17 protein-coding genes are annotated in these 19963 nt (G+C 64.1%); all 17 read right to left on the reverse strand.

The window, feature by feature from the left end; all coding sequences use genetic code 11:
• Window positions 1-5: 5 nt before the first annotated feature.
• The 17 genes from NWF24_RS08880 to NWF24_RS08960 all read right to left on the reverse strand — a co-directional run bounded on the left by NWF24_RS08880 (window position 6) and on the right by NWF24_RS08960 (window position 19953).
• A complete protein-coding gene (locus NWF24_RS08880) occupies window positions 6-1538 on the reverse strand; it encodes a SpoVR family protein (protein ID WP_258353869.1) in 1533 nt (510 codons plus the stop codon).
• Window positions 1535-2827 (reverse strand): YeaH/YhbH family protein, encoded by a 1293-nt coding sequence (locus tag NWF24_RS08885; protein WP_258353870.1) that lies wholly within the window; start codon window positions 2825-2827, stop codon window positions 1535-1537. Before NWF24_RS08885 ends, NWF24_RS08880 begins: the two co-directional genes overlap by 4 nt.
• Window positions 2828-2878: 51 nt before the next feature.
• The gene (locus tag NWF24_RS08890; protein WP_093051862.1) at window positions 2879-4801 is read right to left on the reverse strand and encodes a PrkA family serine protein kinase; all 1923 of its coding nucleotides are present in this window, start codon (window positions 4799-4801) and stop codon (window positions 2879-2881) included.
• Window positions 4802-5564: 763 nt separating this feature from the next.
• Window positions 5565-6704, reverse strand: coding sequence for a molecular chaperone DnaJ (gene dnaJ / locus NWF24_RS08895; RefSeq protein WP_258353871.1), 1140 nt, complete (start codon window positions 6702-6704; stop codon window positions 5565-5567).
• Window positions 6705-6812: 108 nt separating this feature from the next.
• Window positions 6813-8750: a molecular chaperone DnaK gene (gene dnaK / locus NWF24_RS08900; RefSeq protein WP_258353872.1), complete on the reverse strand. Its 1938-nt coding sequence runs from the start codon at window positions 8748-8750 to the stop codon at window positions 6813-6815.
• Window positions 8751-8868: 118 nt separating this feature from the next.
• Entirely contained in the window at window positions 8869-9444 is a 576-nt protein-coding gene (gene grpE, locus NWF24_RS08905) for a nucleotide exchange factor GrpE (protein WP_258353873.1), read from the reverse strand.
• Window positions 9445-9595: 151 nt separating this feature from the next.
• Window positions 9596-9946, reverse strand: coding sequence for an FKBP-type peptidyl-prolyl cis-trans isomerase (locus tag NWF24_RS08910; RefSeq protein ID WP_013540334.1), 351 nt, complete (start codon window positions 9944-9946; stop codon window positions 9596-9598).
• 84 nt (window positions 9947-10030) lie between these two features.
• Window positions 10031-10462, reverse strand: a complete 432-nt coding sequence (locus tag NWF24_RS08915; RefSeq protein ID WP_258353874.1) for a winged helix-turn-helix transcriptional regulator — start codon at window positions 10460-10462, stop codon at window positions 10031-10033.
• Between the two features lie 136 nt (window positions 10463-10598).
• Window positions 10599-11450 carry an archaetidylserine decarboxylase gene (asd, locus tag NWF24_RS08920; protein ID WP_258353875.1) on the reverse strand — a complete coding sequence of 284 codons (852 nt, stop codon included), beginning with the start codon at window positions 11448-11450 and terminating at the stop codon, window positions 10599-10601.
• Window positions 11451-11554: 104 nt separating this feature from the next.
• Window positions 11555-12550: a Bug family tripartite tricarboxylate transporter substrate binding protein gene (locus NWF24_RS08925; RefSeq protein WP_258353876.1), complete on the reverse strand. Its 996-nt coding sequence runs from the start codon at window positions 12548-12550 to the stop codon at window positions 11555-11557.
• 36 nt (window positions 12551-12586) lie between these two features.
• On the reverse strand, window positions 12587-13654 hold the full coding sequence (locus NWF24_RS08930; protein WP_258353877.1) for a lactonase family protein: 1068 nt from the start codon (window positions 13652-13654) through the stop codon (window positions 12587-12589).
• An 11-nt stretch (window positions 13655-13665) separates the two neighbouring features.
• The gene (locus NWF24_RS08935) at window positions 13666-14643 is read right to left on the reverse strand and encodes a Bug family tripartite tricarboxylate transporter substrate binding protein (RefSeq protein ID WP_258353878.1); all 978 of its coding nucleotides are present in this window, start codon (window positions 14641-14643) and stop codon (window positions 13666-13668) included.
• Between the two features lie 80 nt (window positions 14644-14723).
• The gene (locus NWF24_RS08940) at window positions 14724-15488 is read right to left on the reverse strand and encodes an SDR family NAD(P)-dependent oxidoreductase (RefSeq protein ID WP_258353879.1); all 765 of its coding nucleotides are present in this window, start codon (window positions 15486-15488) and stop codon (window positions 14724-14726) included.
• 34 nt (window positions 15489-15522) lie between these two features.
• A complete protein-coding gene (gene garD, locus NWF24_RS08945; protein WP_258353880.1) occupies window positions 15523-17106 on the reverse strand; it encodes a galactarate dehydratase in 1584 nt (527 codons plus the stop codon).
• Between the two features lie 14 nt (window positions 17107-17120).
• Entirely contained in the window at window positions 17121-18416 is a 1296-nt protein-coding gene (locus NWF24_RS08950; protein ID WP_093051379.1) for a TRAP transporter large permease, read from the reverse strand.
• A 6-nt stretch (window positions 18417-18422) separates the two neighbouring features.
• Window positions 18423-18911 (reverse strand): TRAP transporter small permease, encoded by a 489-nt coding sequence (locus tag NWF24_RS08955; RefSeq protein ID WP_093051376.1) that lies wholly within the window; start codon window positions 18909-18911, stop codon window positions 18423-18425.
• A 64-nt stretch (window positions 18912-18975) separates the two neighbouring features.
• A complete protein-coding gene (locus NWF24_RS08960) occupies window positions 18976-19953 on the reverse strand; it encodes a TRAP transporter substrate-binding protein (RefSeq protein WP_258353881.1) in 978 nt (325 codons plus the stop codon).
• Window positions 19954-19963: the final 10 nt, after the last annotated feature.

The raw sequence follows: 19963 nt of genomic DNA on the forward strand, positions 1-19963 counted from the left end.
CTTCTCTAGTACAGCTGCTTCGGCGCCGTGGCTTTCCAGCTGCGGCTGATGCGCCCGGCGCTGTCGATGCTTTCGAGGTGCACGTCGAAGCCCCAGAGCCGCGCGACGTGCTTCAGCACTTCTTCCGCCCCGTCGTGCAGCGGCAGGTTGTTGCGCTGCGTATGACGCAGCGTCAGCGAACGGTCACCGCGCGTGGCCACGCTCCACACCTGGATGTCGGGCTCGCGACTGCTGATGTCGTACTGGCGTGACAGCGATTCGCGCAGCGCCTGATAGCCGCTGTCGTCGTGGATGGCGGACACCTCCAGCTCGGCCTCGCTCTGAAAGTCACGGATCGAGAACAGACGGAAATCGCGCATCGTCTTCGGGCTCAGGAACTGGCCGATGAAGCTCTCGTCCTTGAAGTTGCGCATTGCGTAGTCGAGCGTCTTGAGCCAGTCGCTGCCCGCGAAGTCGGGGAACCAGCGGCGGTCTTCCTCGGTCGGCTTCTCGCAGACGCGCCGCAGGTCGGTGTACATCGCAAAACCCAGCGCATACGGGTTGATGCCGCTGTAGGCGCGGTGCCCCACCGGCGGCTGGAAGATCACGCCCGTGTGCGAGCTGAGCCATTCCATCATGAAGCCGTCGGCCAGCTGGCCGCGGTCGTACATGGTGTTGAGCAGCGTGTAGTGCCAGAAGGTGGCCCAGCCTTCGTTCATTACCTGGGTCTGGCGCTGCGGATAGAAGTACTGCGCGATCTTGCGCACGATGCGCACCACCTCGCGCTGCCAGGGCTCGAGCAGTGCGGCGTTCTTCTCGATGAAGTAGAGCAGGTTCTCCTGCGGCTCCGACGGAAAGCGTTTTGACGAATCGGACTCGGCCGCCTGCTCGCTCTTGCGCGGCAGCGTGCGCCACAGGTCGTTCACCTGCTGCTGCATGTGGCGTTCGCGCTCGGCGCGCTGGGCGCTTTCTTGCGCCAGCGAGCGCTTCTGCGGGCGGCGATAGCGGTCGACACCGTAGTTCATCAGCGCATGGCAGGAGTCGAGCAGTTCCTCGACCGCGTCGAGGCCGTGGCGCTCTTCGCATTCGGCGATGTAGTGCCGCGCGTAGACGAGGTAGTCGATGATGGACGACGCATCGGTCCACATGCGGAACAGGTAGTTGCCCTTGAAGAAGCTGTTGTGGCCATAGGCCGCATGCGCGATCACCAGGGCCTGCATGGCCATGGTGTTTTCTTCCATCAGGTAGGCGATGCACGGATCGGAGTTGATGACGATCTCGTAGGCCAGCCCCATGTGCCCGCGGCGGTAATTCTTTTCGGTGGCGATGAACTGTTTGCCGTACGACCAGTGGCGATAGATCATGGGCATGCCCACGCTCGCGTAGGCATCCATCATCTGCTCGGCCGTGATGACCTCGAGCTGGTTCGCGTACACGTCAAGGCCATAGCCCTTGGCAGTCTTGGCGATCTCGGTGTGATAGGTCTCGATAAGGTCGAATGTCCAGTCGGAAGGGCTGGGCAGGCGTTCGAGTCGAGGGGGGACGATGATGGCGCTCATGACGTGCCCCCTTCCTTCTTGAACAGGTCGCGGAAAACCGGATAGATGTCTTGCGCGTCGGACACCTTGCGCATGGCGAAGTTGGGCGCGACGCCCTCGAGCTGCTGGTACTCCTGCCACAGGTTCTGCTCGGTCTCGGCCACCTGCACGTAGGCGTAGTAGCGCACCACCGGCAGGATGTTCTCGACCAGCAGCTCGCGGCAGCGGCCGCTGTCCTGATGCCAGTTGTCGCCGTCGCTGGCCTGCGCGCCGTACACGTTCCATTCGCCGCTGGGGTAGCGCGCCTTGATGATCTCGTCCATCAGCACCAGCGCGCTCGACACCACGGTGCCGCCGGTTTCGGTGGCGTGGAAGAACTCTTCTTCCGTCACTTCCTGCGCCTGCGTGTGGTGGCGCAGGAACACGAGGTCGATGGTCTCGTAGTGCCGCGTGAGGAACATGTACAGCAGCATGAAGAAGCGCTTGGCCATGTCCTTGCGCGCCTCGTCCATCGAGCCCGACACGTCCATGAGGCAGAACATCACGGCCTTGGCGCTGGGCACCGGCGTCTTCACGCGGTTGCGGTAGCGCAGGTCGATGGGGTCGATGTAGGGCACGTGCCGCATCGTGCGGCGCAGTTCGGCAATGCGCTCCTCAGTTTCGCGAATCTCCTTCTGGATGAGCGCTGAAGTGACCTGCGGATGCAGCTTCAGGTGTTCGAGGTGCGCTTCGAGGCGCTTGAGCTCCTTGCGCGGTTCGCCGCCCAGCGCGATACGGCGGGCGAGCGCACCGCGCATCGAGCGCACCACGTGCAGGTTGTTGGGCGAGCCGTCGCTAGTGAAGCCGGCGCGGTGGCTCTTCCACTCGGGCACGTCGGCGATCTGCGTGCGAATGAGGTGCGGCAACGCGAGGTCGTCGAAGAACACGCGCATGAACTCTTCGCGCGTGAGGCGGAAGACGAAGTCGTCCTCGCCTTCGCCGCTGTCGCTGGCCTCGCCGCTGCCGGAACCACCGCTGCCCCCGCCTTCGGGGCGCTTGATGCGGTCGCCTTTCAGGTACTCCTGGTTGCCCGGATGCACGTACTCGCGGTCGCCACCACGCGCATGGCCGAACACCGGTTCGGACACGTCGTGGCGCGGCAGGGTCACGTCTTCGCCTTGCTCCAGTTCGCGGATGTTGCGGCCGCTGACGGCGCGCCTCACCGCTTCCTGGATCTGCCCCTTGTAGCGCCGAAGGAAGCGCTCGCGGTTGCCAATGGACTTGTTCTTGCCCGATAGCCGGCGGTCGATGATCTGCTGCAGGATGGCCACGATGTTGTCAAAGCTCCTTGCAAAGAGAGAACGAACGAAGGGTCGTCTTTTTTATGAACTCTTGCGCACCCGCAGATACCACTCGCAGAGCAGGCGAACCTGCTTGGCCGTGTAGCCCTTCTCGACCATGCGGGTCACGAAGTCTTCGTGCTTCTTCTGTTCGTCGGCGCTGCTCTTGGTGTTGAAGCTGATCACCGGCAGGAGCTCTTCGGTGTTGGAGAACATCTTCTTCTCGATCACCGCGCGCAGCTTTTCGTAGCTGGTCCACGCCGGGTTGCGCCCTGCGTTGCCAGCCCGTGCGCGCAGCACGAAGTTGACGATCTCGTTGCGGAAGTCCTTCGGGTTGCCGATGCCCGCGGGCCGCTCGATCTTCTCAAGTTCGCCATTGAGCGAGGCGCGATCGAACACTTCGCCGGTGTCGACGTCGCGAAACTCCTGGTCCTGGATCCAGTAGTCGGCGTAGGTGACGTAGCGGTCGAAGATGTTCTGGCCGTACTCGCTGTAGCTCTCGAGGTAGGCGGTCTGGATCTCCTTGCCGATGAACTCGGCATAGCGAGGCGCCAGCAGCTCCTTGATGTAGCTGATGTACTTCTGCTCGATCTCGGGCGCGAACTGCTCGCGTTCGATCTGCTGTTCAAGCACGTACATCAGGTGCACCGGGTTTGCGGCCACTTCCGAGCTGTCGAAGTTGAAGACCTTCGAGATGATCTTGAAGGCGAAGCGCGTCGACACACCGCTCATGCCTTCGTCGACGCCCGCGTAGTCGCGGTACTCCTGAATCGACTTGGCCTTGGGGTCGGTGTCCTTGAGGTTCTCGCCGTCGTACACCTGCATCTTGCTGAAGGTGCTGGAATTTTCGGGCTCCTTCAGGCGGGTGAGCACCGAGAGCTGGGCCATCATGCGCAGCGTTCCGGGCGCGCAGGGCGCCTGGGCCAGCGACGAGTTGCGCACCAGCTTCTCGTAGATCTTGATTTCTTCCGAGGCGCGCAGGCAGTAGGGCACCTTGACGATGTAGATCCGGTCGAGGAAAGCCTCGTTGTTCTTGTTGTTGCGGAAGGCCTTCCACTCGCTCTCGTTGCTGTGCGCGAGCACGATGCCGTCGAACGGAATGGCGCCGAAGCCTTCGGTGCCCTTGAAGTTGCTTTCCTGCGTTGCCGTGAGCAGAGGGTGCAGCACCTTGATGGGCGCCTTGAACATTTCCACGAACTCCAGCAGGCCCTGGTTGGCCAGGCACAGGCCGCCGGAGTAGGCGTATGCGTCGGGGTCGTCCTGGGCGTAGGTTTCCAGCTTGCGGATGTCGACCTTGCCGACCAGCGAGGAAATGTCCTGGTTGTTCTCGTCGCCGGGCTCGGTCTTGGCGACGGCGATCTGCCGCAGCACCGACGGGAAGCGCTTGACGATCTTGAACTGGCGTATGTCGCCGCCGTACTCCTCGAGCCGCTTGACGGCCCAGGGCGAGAGAATTCGATTCAGGTACCGGCGCGGGATGCCGTATTCTTTTTCAAGGATCTCCCCGTCTTCGAGCGTGTCGAAGAGGCCGAGCGGGGATTCGTTCACCGGCGAGCCCTGGATGGCGTAGAAGGGCACGTGCTCCATCAGCTGCTTCAGGCGCTCGGCGATCGAGCTCTTGCCGCCGCCGACAGGGCCCAGCAGGTAAAGGATTTGCTTCTTTTCTTCCAGCCCCTGGGCTGCGTGGCGGAAATAGGACACCACCTGTTCTATGGCGTCTTCCATGCCATAGAACTCCTTGAACGCCGGATAGATCTTGATGACCTTGTTGGCGAAGATGCGCGAAAGACGGGGGTCGTTGCGCGTATCGACCAGCTCCGGGTCGCCGATGGCCTTGAGCATGCGCTCGGAGGCGGTGGCGTAGGCCGTGGGGTCACGCTTGCAGATGTCCAGATAGTCCTGCAGCGAGATGACTTCCTCGCGGGTGCGCTCGTAGCGGGCGGCAAAGTTGCTGATCACATCCATGGTCACGCCTCCATCAAGTCAGTGGGCTTTTAGCCCGATGGCGTGCAGCAAAGGCCTTGCGCAACATTTAAAGGTGTGCCTGCCCATGGCTGCATGCCGCGGAAAACTCCCTTACAACAATCTGCTAACAATCAGCATAAAGCAAAGATTGAACCCGGCAAATCATTTGTTAATTCAGAACCACACGGACGAGTAAAGTTCAACGAAAAACAAGGAACAAATTTCCGGATTTCAGTTAAATTCAAAGGCTCGCTTTCCTAATTCTCCCCGGGTGAAAACACCTATGCCAAATGGCTATCGTCCGTTTTTGCCTTTTCTCCGGGAAAGCATCGCCTATTGAGCCTCGGGGCTCAAAAAAACGGGCGTCTCCTGCAATAACGCGCGGTCTGTCGTTTGGTTTATTGCACAGCCAAAAAAAATATAAAAGCAATCCTCGCGCCACTTTTTGATGGGCCGCTTGCGCGTGTTGGCGTGGGAAGGAAGCTTGGGCGCGGGTCGGCATGTACCGCAGAGGTGCAAGACGCACTGCCAATGTGCCTGCTACGGGCCTGGGAGGGCTGGATGCACCAGTCCGGCGACTCCAGCATGACAAAGGGCCGCTAAGCGGCCCTGGTTGGAGGTGGTGGCATCCACTGAAAGTGAAGCCCCCGGCGTTACATCTCTCGGATGGAGAACAGGTCCGGCGCGTAACGCTGGCGCCGGACGGCGTGGGGATCAAGGCCGCTAGCCAGCCCCTGCACGCCTTTGGTGCTCACGAGCCAACTCAGCTGAAGAATTCCTTCGCCTTGTCGAACCAGCCCTTGTCGGTCGGACTGTGCTTCTCGCCGCCTTTCTTGAGCGACTCGTCGAGTTCCTTGAGCAGCTTGCGCTGGAACTCGGTGAGCTTCACCGGCGTCTCGACGCGCACGTGGCAGTACAGGTCGCCTGGGTAGCTCGAGTTCACGCCCTTGATGCCCTTGCCGCGCAGGCGGAACTGCTTGCCGCTTTGCGTACCTTCGGGAATGTCGATGGCCGCCGCGCCCTTGAGCGTGGGCACGTTGATCTCGCCGCCCAGCGCTGCCGTGGTCATGCTCACGGGCACCACGCAGTGCAGGTTGTCGCCGTCGCGCTCGAAGATGTCGTGCTTCCTGAGCCGGATCTCGATGTACAGGTCGCCCGGCGGGCCGCCGTTGACGCCTGGCTCGCCGCTGCCGGTCACGCGCATGCGCTGGCCGTCGTCGATGCCCGCGCGGATCTTCACTTCGAGCGTCTTGTTGCGCTTGATCTTGCCTTGGCCATGGCACACGGTGCAGGGCTCGGGAACGATCTTGCCGCTGCCGTGGCAGGTGGGGCAGGTCTGCTGCACGCTGAAGAAGCCCTGGCGCATCTGCACCGCGCCCGCGCCGTGGCAGGTGGTGCAGGTGATGGGCTTGGTGCCAGGTTTCGCGCCTGAGCCATGGCAGGTGTCGCACTCGTCCCAGGTGGGAATGCGGATCTCGGTGGTCTTGCCTTCTGCAGCCTCTTCGAGCGAGATCTCCATCGCGTAGCTCAGGTCGCTGCCGCGGAACACCTGGCGGCCGCTGCTGGTGCGGCCTCGGCCGCCGCCACCGAACACGTCGCCGAAGATGTCGCCGAAGGCTTCCGCGAAACCGCCGAAGCCTTCCGCGCCCGGGCCGCCGCGCATGTTGGGGTCGACGCCGGCATGGCCGTACTGGTCGTAGGCCGCGCGCTTCTGTCCGTCGGACAGCATTTCGTAGGCTTCCTTCACCTCCTTGAACTTGGCCTCGGCCTCCTTCGAGGTGTCGCCGTGGTTGCGGTCGGGGTGGTGCTTCATCGCAAGCTTGCGATAAGCCTTCTTGATTTCTTCCTCGCTCGCGTTCTTGGGGACGCCGAGGGTTTCGTAGTAGTCGCGTTTGGTGGCCATGGCAGGTCGATCAGCAGATCAGGAAAGCAGCGGGAACTCGGGTAACTTGAAGCGAGAAAGGCTGGAGCACCTTTTCAGGTGTTCCAGCCTTGCTCAAGGGGCTGAAGATCAGCCCTTCTTGACTTCTTTCACTTCGGCGTCGACCACGTTGTCGTCGGCCTGAGCGCTTGCAGCAGCTTCCGCGCCACCCGGGCCTGAGGCGGCCGAGGCGCCGGCTGCAGCCTGCGATTCGGCGTACATCTTCTCGCCCAGCTTCTGGCTTGCGGTCATCAGCGTGTTGGTCTTTTCCTCGATCACGGTCTTGTCTTCACCCTTGAGGGCTTCTTCCAGGTCCTTGATCGCTGCTTCGATCGCGTCCTTCTCGGCGGCTTCGAGGCTTGCACCATGTTCGCCCAGCGACTTCTTCACGCTGTGCACCATTGCCTCGCCCTGGTTGCGCGCCTGCACGATTTCGAGCTTCTTCTTGTCGTCTTCGGCGTTGAGTTCGGCGTCCTTCACCATCTTCTGGATCTCGTCCTCGGAGAGGCCCGAGTTCGCCTTGATGGTGATCTTGTTTTCCTTGCCGGTGCCCTTGTCCTTTGCGCCGACGTGCAGGATGCCGTTGGCGTCGATGTCGAAGCTCACCTCGATCTGCGGCGTGCCGCGCGATGCCGGCGGAATGCCTTCGAGATTGAATTCGCCGAGCGCCTTGTTGCCCGAAGCGATTTCACGCTCGCCCTGGAACACCTTGATCGTCACGGCCGGCTGGTTGTCTTCGGCGGTCGAGAAGGTCTGCGCGAACTTCGTCGGGATCGTGGTGTTCTTCGTGATCATCTTGGTCATCACGCCACCCATGGTCTCGATGCCGAGCGACAGCGGCGTCACGTCGAGCAGCAGCACGTCCTTGCGGTCACCCGAGAGCACCTGGCCCTGGATGGCAGCGCCCACAGCCACGGCTTCGTCGGGGTTCACGTCCTTGCGCGGCTCCTTGCCGAAGAAGGCCTTCACCTTTTCCTGCACCTTGGGCATGCGGGTCATGCCGCCGACCAGGATCACGTCGTTGATGTCCGACACGCTGATGCCGGCGTCCTTGATGGCCAGGCGGCAAGGCGCGATGGTGCGCTCGACCAGCTCGTCGACCAGGCTTTCGAGCTTGGCACGGGTGAGCTTGATGTTCAGGTGCTTCGGACCCGACGCATCGGCCGTGATGTAGGGCAGGTTGATGTCGGTCTGCGCGCTGTTCGACAGTTCGATCTTGGCCTTTTCAGCGGCTTCCTTCAGGCGCTGGAGCGCAAGCACGTCCTTGCTCAGGTCGACGCCCTGGTCCTTTTTGAACTCGGCAATGATGTAGTCGATGATGCGCTGGTCGAAGTCTTCGCCGCCCAGGAAGGTGTCGCCGTTGGTCGACAGCACTTCGAACTGCTTCTCGCCGTCGACGTCGGCAATTTCGATGATCGACACGTCGAAGGTACCGCCGCCGAGGTCATACACGGCGATCTTGCGGTCGGCCTTGTCCTGCTTGTCGAGGCCGAAGGCCAGGGCAGCAGCGGTGGGCTCGTTGATGATGCGCTTGACGTCGAGGCCCGCGATGCGGCCGGCGTCCTTGGTGGCCTGGCGCTGGGCGTCGTTGAAGTAGGCCGGCACCGTGATCACGGCTTCGGTCACGGTTTCGCCGAGGTAGTCTTCGGCGGTCTTCTTCATCTTGCGCAGGATGTCGGCGCTGACCTGTTGCGGCGCCATCTTCTTGCCCCGCACTTCCACCCATGCGTCGCCGTTGTCGGCCTTGGCGATGGTGTAGGGCATCAGGTCGATGTCCTTCTGGACTTCCTTTTCCTCGAACTTGCGGCCGATCAGGCGCTTGATCGCGTACAGCGTGTTCTTGGGGTTGGTGACGGCCTGGCGCTTGGCCGAGGCACCGACCAGCACTTCACCGTCTTCCTGGTACGCGACGATCGACGGCGTGGTGCGCGCACCTTCCGAGTTCTCGATCACACGCGTGGTGTTGCCTTCCATGATCGACACGCACGAGTTGGTGGTGCCGAGGTCGATGCCGATGATCTTTGCCATGTTCTTTACTCCTGAAAGCCTGAAAAATATGTTGTTATGAACTTGTGGATAACCCGTCGCGATTCAAGGTATGAAGCGGGGATTTCCTGTGGGAATCTTGTGTGCCGATGCGAGCCGCTTACTTCGGCGCGCTGACCGTGACCAGCGCCGGGCGCAGCACGCGGTCGTTGATGGTGTAGCCCTTCTGCAGCACGCTCACCACGGTGTTCGGCTCCTGGTCGGCGGCGGGCACCACCGAGATGGCCTGGTGCTGGTGCGGGTCGAACTTGGTGCCGGGCGCGGGGGCCACTTCGATCACCTTGTTGCGTTCGAGTGCGCTCTTGAGCTGGCGCAGGGTGGCTTCGGCGCCTTCGCGGATCTGCTCAGGGGTGGCGTCCTTGATGGCCAGGCCGGCTTCGAGGCTGTCGGTCACCGGCAGCAGGCTCTCGGCAAAGGCCTCGACGGCGAACTTGCGGGCCTTGGTGATCTCGTCGTCGGCGCGACGACGGGCGTTCTGCACATCGGCCTGGGCGCGCAGGTACTGGTCGGCAAGTTCGGCATTCTTGGTCTGCAGGGCGGCGAGTTCGCCTTGTGCCACGGCCAGGGCGTCGAGCGCCTCGGCTTCATTGGCGGCGTGCGCAGCCTCCAGTTCTTCGGGGCTTGGCTCGCCTTGCAGCATTTGAGAATTCTGTGCGGATTGTTGCGGGTCAGACATTTTTCAAAGAACCGGCATGTGCCGGAAAACAAACGTTAGCCAGCCACATGGGGCTGGCCCAAAGCATTTCAAGCGAAAAAACGCGGCCAAAAGGGCCGCGGAGGCATGAAAAAGGCCCGGAATCGGGCCTTGGAGCCGCCGGCTCGAATGCTCAGTGTGCGTCCAGGAGTTCGACGTCGAACTTCAGGGTGGCGTTCGGCGGGATCACGCCGCCGGCGCCGCGAGCGCCATAGCCCAGCGATGCGGGAATGATCAGCGTGCGCTTGCCGCCGATCTTCATGCCGGCCACGCCTTCGTCCCAGCCCTTGATGACCTGGCCCGCGCCCAGCGAGAACGCGAACGGGTCGTTGCGGTCGCGGCTCGAATCGAACTTGGCGCCTTGCACGCCGTCGTTGTAGAGCCAGCCGGTGTAGTGCACGTGCACGTGCTGGCCGGCCTTGGCTTCGGCGCCGGTGCCGACTTCGGTGTCTTCGTATTGCAGGCCGGAGGGAGTGGTAGGCATGAGAAACGCTCCTTGCGTCGATGTGAGATCAGTGGATCGAAGGCGCGGAGTTTACCGATGCCGGGAAGGCCGGCCTGTGGTCCGTCAGCTCTGGCTGGTGTCGTCGGAGGGGGGCGCGGGTGTGGACGCAGGCGCTGCCACTGGGGCCGAAGCGGGCGCGACCGCTGGAGAAACCGCCGCGGCGGGCGGTGCGACCGCTGCGGGTGCCGCCGCTTTCTTGAGTTGTCCCAGTTGCCATTTACCGGCAAAGGCCTGCAGGTCGGAAAGGCGCTTGAGCAGGTCTTGCCCGCTGAGCGTGAGGCTGTAGCCGTCGCTGCCGTGGCCGACGATGCCGGCCTCGCGCAGTTCCTTGATGCGGGTGTTGAGCGTGTTGGGAGTGATGCTGCCCACGCTGTCCTGAAGCAGCCGGAAGGTCTGCGCATGGCCGTCGCGCAGGGCCCAGAGCACGCGCAGTGCGTAGCGGGCTTCGAGCAGGGCGAGCAACTGGCTGACGGCTGCGTTTTCCTTGGTACTCATCGACATCATCTCCTCGAAGCGTTCTTGTGGTTGGTATGAACCGTCTCGTTGGCCGGCGACTATAGCGCAATCGAGGAGGATGCTACTAGTTTTATAGCTGTCAGGGCATGCTGCATGCGGGTTGTGAGACAAACACTCACAAATTGGTGTAGTTGGCCATGGCTTCGCCCAGGCGGATCGCGCGCGTGGGCGACCAGTCCTGGTTGAAGGCCAGCGCGGGCGCCGGGAACAGCATGACGACCGTCGACCCGAGCAAGAAACGGCCCATCTCGTCGCCCTTGCGGATGTCGATCTGCTGGTCGGTGTAGTGCCACTCGCGCAGTTCGCCCACGCGCGGCGGATTGACCACGCCGTGCCACACGGTGGCCATGCTGCCGACGATGGTGGCGCCCACCAGCACCAGCACGAAGGGCCCGTGCGCCGATTCGAAGACGCACACCACTCGCTCGTTGCGCGCGAACAGGCCGGGCACGCCGCGCGCCGTGGTGGGGTTCACCGAGAACAGGTCGCCCGGCACATGGATCATGCGCACCAGCCGCCCGTCGCAAGGCATGTGGATGCGGTGGTAGTCCTTGGGGCTCAGGTACAGCGTGGCGAAGCTGCCGTGCGCGAACTTCGCGGCCAGCGCTGCGTCGCCGCCGACCAGTGCGGTGGTTGTGTAGTTGTGGCCCTTGGCCTGGAAGATCTGGTCGCCCTGGATCGCGCCGAACTGGCTGATCGCGCCGTCCACGGGGCAGACCAGGTCGGCCTGCGCGAGCGGCCGCGCACCGGGCTTGAGTGCGCGGGTGAAGAACTGGTTGAAGCTCTTGTAGTGCTGGATGTCCGACTCCAGCGCCTCGCCCATGTCCACGCCGTACTTGGCCACGAAGCGCCGGATGATCCACGTCGTCACGGCGCCCCGTTCCTTGCCCGCAACCCAGCCGGCGAAATTGGTCAGTGCCTGCTTGGGGAACAGGTATTGGGGCAGTACGGCAGAGCGGTCGGACACGTGGGGAAGGCCTGGAATGCGGAATCGGAGGGGCATTCTATAAAGCGCTTCCCCCCCGGCGCGTAGGAAGCTTCCCTTGGTTCTCCCGGCCCGCAGTCAGTCGGTCAATCCGCCTTGATCCCCGCCGCCTTGATCACCTGCGCCCACTTCTCCACTTCGGCCTTCTGGAACGCCGCGATCTGCGTGGTGCTCAGGTCGGTCGGCTCCATGCCGAAGCCCTTGAGCTTGTCCTGCATCTCGGGCGTTGCGAGGATCTTGCGGATCTCGGTGTGCAGCCGGTCGACGACCGGTGCAGGCGTGCCCGCGGGCACGAAGATCGCCTGCCACGACACCACCTCGAAGTCTTGCAGGCCCGGCACGCCCGACTCGGCCACCGTCGGCACGTCGGGCATCGAGGCCAGGCGCTTCGACGATGTGACGGCGATCGCGCGCAGCTTGCCGCTCTGGATGTGCGGGCCCGCGACCACCGTGGTGTCGAACATCATGTCGACCTGTCCGCCGATCACGTCCTGGATCGCCGGGCCGCTGCCCTTGTACGGAATGTGCGTGAACTTCACGCCCGACTTGAAGGCCAGCAGTTCCAGCGCCAGATGCTGCGAGGTGCCCGTGCCGGCCGAGGCCGACGAGAGCCCGCCCGTCTTGGCCTTGCTCGCGGCCATCACATCCTTCAAGGTTTTGTACGGGCTCGCCTGATTCACCACCAGCACCACCGGATTGGTGCCGATCAGCGTGACCGGCGCGAACGACTTCTGCGGGTCGTAACCGATCTTCGGATACAGGCTCACGTTGATCGCGTGCGAGCTGATGGTGCCGCCGATCAGCGTGAAGCCATCGGGCGCCGCGCGCGCGCCGACTTCGGAGCCAACGCTGCCGCCGGCCCCGCCCTTGTTGTCGATGATTACGCTCGTGCCCAGCACGGTGCCGAGCTTCTGCCCGATCAGCCGGCCCAGCACGTCGGTGGTGCCGCCCGCGGGAAAGGGCACGAGATAGGTGATGGCCTTGCCCGTCGGCCAGTTGTTGCTGCTCTGCGCGAAGGCCACCGGAAGACCGGCGGCGAGCGAAGAGGCGAGGGCGGTGCGAATGAGTGTGCGGCGTTGCATGCGAAGGTCTCCTATTGATATGTGGTGCGGCGCCCGTCAGGGCATGTCGACGATCTCGATCCAGTTCGGGTTCTTGCCCACGTCCAGGTGCTGGGGCTTGCCCAGCGCGCCGGTGGCGGCGTCGATGGTGTAGAGCGAGATGCCGTTCGACTCCTGCCCCGCGGCGATCAGGTAGCGCCCGGTGGCATCGATGGCGAAGCCGCGCGGCGTTTTCTCGGTCGAGGTCTGTCCGAGAGGCTGCAACTGCCCCGTGGCGGCATCGACCTTGAATGTCGACAGCGTGCTCGTCGTGCGCTCCGACGCGTACAGGTAGCGCCCATCGGGCGTCAGGTGCAGGTCGGCGGCCCAGGGCTTGCCGGTGAAGCCGGCTGGCAGCGTGGTCGTGCTCTGTTCGAGCTTGAGCGTGCCGCGCGCGGCATCCCACGCGAACACGTGCAGCGCCGCGTCGAGCTCGTCCAGCAGATAGACGTGGCGCTGCGCCTTGTCCCAAACAAAGTGGCGCGGGCCCGCCTTCGCTGCGGTGGTGGTCAGCGGCGGATCATTGGGCGACAGCAATCCCTTCTCCGCATCGAAGCGCCAGCTCGACACGTTGTCGCCGCCGAGGCTTGTCGCGAGCACGAAGCGGTTGCTCGCGTCCGCATGGATCGCGTGCGCGTTGGGCCCGGTCTGGATCAGCTGATGGATAGGGCCCACCGCGCCGTCCTTGCCGATGGCGTTGACCGTGATCTTGCCGCCCTGGTACGAGGCCGCGAAGAGCCACTTGCCGCTCGCGTCCAGGTCGATGTTGGCCATGCTGTCGGCCAGCGGCGCTTCGCCAAGCTTCTGCAGCTTGCCGGTGGCGCCGTCGATCGACAACGCCGTCACGCGAAACGGCTGCGAGCGCAGCGCGGCATACAGCACGCGCTTGTCGCGGCTCACCACCATCGGCATCACCGTGCCGCCGACGTTCAGCGTCTGCACCGGCTTGAGCGCGCCCTGGGCCCGGTCGAGTTCGAGCACCGAGATTTCCTGGCTGTCGGCGTTCGACACATAGACCCAGGTCGCGGCCGAGGCCGGGCCGATGGCGGCCAGCCACAGCAGCGATGCGATGGTTGTTTTTTTCATGGCTGTGCGGCTCAGGGTTTGATGTTGAGCTTGGTGATGAGCTGCTTGAAGTACACGTTGTCCTTGGCCAGCGTTTCCTTGAATACCGCACCGTCCGTGTAGACATAGCCGAGGTTCTGCTTGTCCATCACTTCGTGCATCAGCGGCTCGGCGGCGGTCTTGGCGGTGATCTCGCGCAGCTTCGCCATCACTTCGGGCGGCGTGTTCTTCGGCGCGCCGAGGCCGCGCCAGGTGCCGATCGAGAGGTCGATGCCGCGCTCCTTGGCGGTGGGCACTTTCTCGAAGCCCTTCACGCGCTTGTCGGCCATCACCATCAGCACCTTGAGCTTGCCGCCCTGCACGTGCGTCGTCACTTCAGCGGGGCTCACCGCCACGGCCTCGATGTGGCCGCCAAGCAGCGCAAGCACCGCGGGTGCGGCGCCCTGGAACGGGATGTGGCCGAACTTGGTGCCGGTCTTGTCTTCCAGTGCCGCGGCGGCAAGGTGCCAGATCGAGCCGTTGCCCGAGTTGCCCACGCGCACGCTCTCTGGCGACTTCTTCGCGGCGGCGAGGAATTCCTCGATGGTGTTCCATGGCGCATCGGCCTTCACCGTGATCGCGGCCGGGTCGGCGTTGAGCTGTGCGATGGGCTGGAAGTCGTCGTAGTTGAACTTGGCCAGGCCCAGGTGCGGCAGCGTCAGCAGCTCGACCGTGAGCACCGCGAGCTTGTAGCCGTCGGGCTTGGCGTTGATCACTTCCGTCCAGCCGATGGCGCCGCCCGCGCCGGGGCGGTTGACGATCACGATGCTCTGCGAGATGTGCTTGCGGCTCGCCTCGGCGAACGCACGCGCCAGGCCATCGGTGCCGCCGCCGGGCTGGTAGGGCACCAGCAGTTCGATAGTGCGGTTCGGAAAATCGGCCTGCGCCGCGGCTGGCGTGGCCAGCCCGAGCGAGAGCGCGGCTGTGGCCGAGAGGGCGGCGATGCCGCGAAGAAGTTGGCTTCTCTTCATGATGTCTTTGTCTCCGTTGTTGATCTGATCCTTCAGCCCCGGGGTGTTTCCTCTGTGGGCTTCCTCACTGTCCTCGCACGTCAGGGCATGTACTGGCCTCCGTTCACCTCGATCACCTGCCCGGTGACGTAGCTCGAGAGCTGCTCCGAGGCGAGATAGAGGAAAGCGCCCACACATTCCTCGGGCTCGCCGATGCGGCCCATCGGAATGCTGGCGCGGAAGTTCTCCAGCATCGCGGGCGTCGAAAAGCGGTCCTGGAACGGCGTCTGAATGACGCCCGGTGCCACCGCGTTCACGCGGATGTGGTCGCCCACCAGTTCCTTCGCGAGCCCGTGTGTCGCCGTGCTCACGAAGCCCTTCGAGCCCGCGTACAGATACGCGGCCGGCCCGCCGCCGGTGCGCGCAGCAACCGAGGTCACGTTGATGATGTTGCCGCCGCCCTGCGAGCGCATCAGTGGAACCACCTCGCGGCAGAACGCGAGCACCGAGCGCGCATTGATGTGCATCACCTCGTCGAACAGCGCATCGTCGAACTCGGCGATGGGCACGCGCTTGACCAGGCTGCCAGCGTTGTTCACCAGCACGTCGATGCGGCCACCGAACTGTGCCGCGGCCTGCTTCACGCACTCGCGGATCGCGGCCGTGTCGCGCACGTCGGCCTTCAGCGCGAAGGCCGTGCCGCCGGCTGCGCGGATGGTGTCGACCACCCGGTTCGCCGCATCGGCCGAGCTGTTGTAGTGCACCGCCACGCGCATGCCGCGTGCGGCGAATGCGATGGCCACCGCGGCACCGATGCCGGTGCTGGCACCGGTGACGAGCGCGGTCTTGTCCTTGAGGTCTTCCATGTCGTCGCTCCGTGTCTGAAGGGAATGAAAAGAGTCAGGTGACCGGGGCCGGGTTGAACAGCACCAGCGCGTTGTGCAGCTTCCAGTGCTCGGCCCAGGTTTTCTTGCGGCCGCTGGCCACGTCGAGCATCAGGTGGAACATCTCCCAGCCGATGTCCTCGATGGTGGCGTCGCCATCGGCGATGCGGCCCGCGTTCACGTCCATCAGGTCGTGCCAGCGGCGTGCGAGGTCGCTGCGCGTCGCGACCTTGATCACCGGCACTTCGGCCAGCCCGTAGGGCGTGCCGCGGCCGGTGGTGAACACATGCAGGTTGATGCCGGCCGCCAGCTGCAGCGTGCCGCAGATGAAGTCGCTGGCCGGCGTGGCGGCGTAGATCAGGCCCTTCTGCATTGCCTTCTCGCCGGGTGCGAGCACGCCGGTGATTGGGGTCGAGCCCGACTTGACGATCGAGCCCATCGCCTTCTCGACGATGTTCGACAGCCCGCCTTTTTTGTTGCCCGGCGTGGTGTTGGCGCTGCGATCGACGAGGCCCTTCTGCAGGTAGGCGTCGTACCAGGCCATCTCGCGGATCATGGCCTCGGCCACCTCGGGCGTGGATGCGCGCGAGGTGAGCTGGTCGATGCCGTCGCGCACCTCGGTCACTTCCGAGAACATCACTGTGGCGCCCGCGCGCACCAGCAGGTCGGTGCAGAAGCCCACGGCGGGATTGGCGGTGACGCCCGAGAAGGCGTCGCTGCCGCCGCACTGCACGCCCACCACCAGTTCGCTGGCGGGCACGGTTTCGCGCCTGCGCTTGTTGAGCCGCGCGAGGTGTTCCTCGGCCTGCCGCATGACCGAATCGATCATCGACATGAAGCCGACGTGCTCGTCGTCCTGCAGGCAGACCACGTCGAGTTCCGCGTCACCTTCCTCGCCTTCGATTTCGCCGCGCTTGTCGACGATGGGAATGCTCCCCGGCGGCAGCAGCCGCTCGGGCTGCAGCTTCTCGCAGCCCAGGCTCACGACCATCACCTCGCCGCCGAAGTTCGGATTGAGGCTGATGTTGCGCAGCGTGCGGATCGGCACGATGGCATCGGGCGCATCGATGGCCACGCCGCAGCCGTAGGTGTGCGCCAGCGCCACCACGTCGTCGACGTTCGGGTACTTGGGCAGCAGCTCGGCCTTGATGCGCTGCACCGCGAAGTCGGTCACGCCGGCCACGCACTGCACCGTCTGCGTGATGGCCAGGATGTTGCGCGAACCCACCGAGCCGTCGGCGTTGCGGTAGCCCTCGAAGGTGTAGCCCTCCAGCGGCGGCAGGACAGGGGGCTTGACCGTGGCGATGGGCAGGCCGTCGAGCTCGGGCGCGGTCGGCATGCGCATCACGCGCTCGTGCACCCAGCTGCCGCGCGGCAGCGCCTTCAGTGCGTAGCCGATCACCACGTCGTAGCGGCGGATGGCGTCGCCTTCGGCCAGGTGGACCAGCGCGACCTTGTGGCCTTGCGGGACGTTGTCCACCAGCCGAAGGCCGTCGGCGAACTCCGCGCCGGCCTTCAGCCCGCCGTCGTTCGCGACGATGGCCACGTTGTCTGCCGCATGGATGCGGATGTAGAGCGGTGGGCGGGTGGGTTCGGACATCGTGGGCTCCTTGCTTACTTCACCACCATGAACATGCTGGGCAGCCAGGTCGAGAACGCGGGAACGAATGTGACTACTCCCAGCGCAAAGATCAATGCCCCGTAGAACGGCCAGATGGTCTTCATCACCGTGCCCACCGATACCCCGCCGATCGCGCAGCCGACGAACTGCGTCGTGCCCACCGGCGGCGTGTTGAGACCCAGCGCGCAGTTGATCAGCATCACGATGCCGAACTGCACCGAGGTCATGCCGTAGTGCTGGGCAATGGGCAGGAAGATCGGCGTGCACAGCAGGATGGTGGCCGCCATGTCCAGGAAGGTGCCGAGCACGAACAGGATGATGTTGATCAGCAGGAAGATCACCCATGGTGTGCTGGTTACCTGCGACAGCATCTCGCCCGTGAGCTCGGCCACGCCGTACAGGCTGATGAGGTAGCCGAAGGTGCTGGAGATGCCGATCAGCAGCAGGATCACGCCCGTGGTGCGCACCGCCTTCGAGGCCGCCTTGATGAAGTGCTCCCACTTCAGCGTGCGGTACACGAAGATCGTGAGGCCCAGCGCATACAGCACCGCCACCGCCGCAGACTCGGTTGCTGTGAACACGCCCGACAGGATGCCGCCCAGGATCAGCACCACGATGAACAGGCCCGGCAGCGCTGCCGCGAACGAGCGCGCCACGATGGACCAGCCCGGGAAGCTGCCGGCCGGGTAGCCACGCTTCACCGCCACCAGGTAGGCGGCCGCGAGGTTGCTGATGGTGAGAACTGCTGCCGGCAGCAGCGCCGCCAGGATCAGCGCCGCAATCGACACCTTGCCGCCTGCTGCGAGCGAATAGATGATCAGGTTGTGGCTGGTCGGCATCAGCGCGCCGACCAGTGCCGCATGGGTCGTCACGTTGACTGCGTAGTCGGCGTGATAGCCCTCCTTCTTCATCATCGGGATCATCACGGCACCCATGGCCGAGACGTCCGCCACGGGCGAACCCGAGACGCCGCCGAACAGCGTGCAGGCCACCACGTTCGACATGCCGAGGCCGCCGCGCACGTGGCCCACGAGGTCGCGCGCCAGGTTGACGATGCGGTCCGCAATGCCGCCGTAGAGCATCAGCTCGCCGGCGAAGATGAAGAACGGAATGGCCAGGAACGAGAAGATCCCCATGCCGGAGGTCATCTGCTGGAAGCCGACTGCCAGCGGCAGTCCTTCATAGAGCAGCGTGGCAAGGGCCGACAGGCCGATGGAAAAAGCGACCGGCACGCCCAGCAGCAGGAAGAGCGTGAACGAGATGCAGAGAATGAGCAGAGGAATGGTCATGGTGGCTCAGGCCCAGGCAGGTTCGACTTCGCGGCCTTGGGCGAGCGCGATGATGTGTTCGATGGAGAACATCACGATGAGGACACCCGACACGGCGGCGGGCACGTACTTCCAGCCTTCGGAGATCCAGAGCGTGGGCAATCTGTAGTCCCACACCGATTCGGCGAGCGAGGCGCAGTTCCAGGCCATGGCAATGCCGAACAGCAGGATCAGCGCGTGGATGAGGTATTCCATCTTCAGCCGCAGCCAGTCGGGCGCGAGCACGAGGAAGGATTCGAGTCCGATATGGCCCGCGTCGCGCACGCCCACGGCCACGCCGAGCATGGTGACGTAGAGCACCAGCAGCAGCGCGAGGCTTTCGGCCCAGGTGGGGGTGTTGTTGAGCACGTAGCGGCCGAACACCTGCCAGCTCACGGCGCAGATCACCGCGACGAGACCGAAGATGCCCAACCACATGCAGGCACGTGCGAGGGTGCGGCAAAGTTTGGTGTACATAGATTTTCTTTGCCCTTCCCCCGAGGGGGAAGGAGGGGAGCGGGTCGAATCGACGAGGGCGGGCTTACTTCGTTTCCTGCACGCGCTTGACGAGGTCTTTCAGCTTCGCGTCGGTGATGAACTTGTCGTACACCGGCTTCATCGCTGCCTGGAACGGAGCCTTGTCGACTTCGATGATCTCGGCGCCGCCGGCCTTCACCGTGGCCAGCGACTTCACTTCACGCTCTTCCCACTGCTTGCGCATGTAGGGCACCGATTCCTTGGCGGCCTGGCGGATCCAGCCTTGCTCTTCGGTCGAGAGCTTGTCCCACGCGCGCTTGGAGAACAGCAGCATCTCGGGCGCCATCGAGTGCTCGGTCTTGCTGTAGTACTTGGCCACTTCGAAGGCGCGCGCGCTCTCATACGTGGGGTAGTTGTTCTCGGCGGCGTCGATCAGACCGGTCTTCAGGCCCGTGTAGACCTCGCCCATGGGCATTGGCGTGGCGTTGGCGCCCATGGCCTCGAGCATCGACACCCACAGGTCGGACTGCTGCACGCGAACCTTCAGGCCCTTCATGTCGGCGAAGGTGCGCACCGGCTTCTTGGCCGTGAACATCGAGCGCGCGCCGCTGTCGTAGTAGGCCAGGCCGATGAAGCCCTGCTTCTCGCACGACTTCAGGATCTCTTCGCCGATCGGGCCGTCGAGCACCTTGTGCAGGTGGTCGACCGAGCGGAACAGGAAGGGCATGGTCGGCACCTGCGTCTCGGCACAGATGTTGTTCATGGGCGCGATGTTCACGCGCACCATCTGCAGCGCACCGATCTTGGTCTGCTCGATCGTGTCCTTCTCACTGCCGAGCGAACTGTTGTTGAACACCTTGATGCTGTGCTTGCCGCCCGACAGCGCCTTCAGGCGCTCGCTCATGAACTTCACCGCGGTCACGGTGGGGTAGTCGTCGGGGTGGATGTCGGCCGAACGGAACTCGGTGGCGTGTGCAGCCAGTGTGGTCAGCGCGGCTGCGGCGCACGCGGAAAGTGCGATCAGGGTCTTGGTGAATTTCATTTGTCTCATC

This window comes from Variovorax paradoxus, assembly GCF_024734665.1.
Taxonomy (GTDB): Bacteria; Pseudomonadota; Gammaproteobacteria; order Burkholderiales; family Burkholderiaceae_C; genus Variovorax.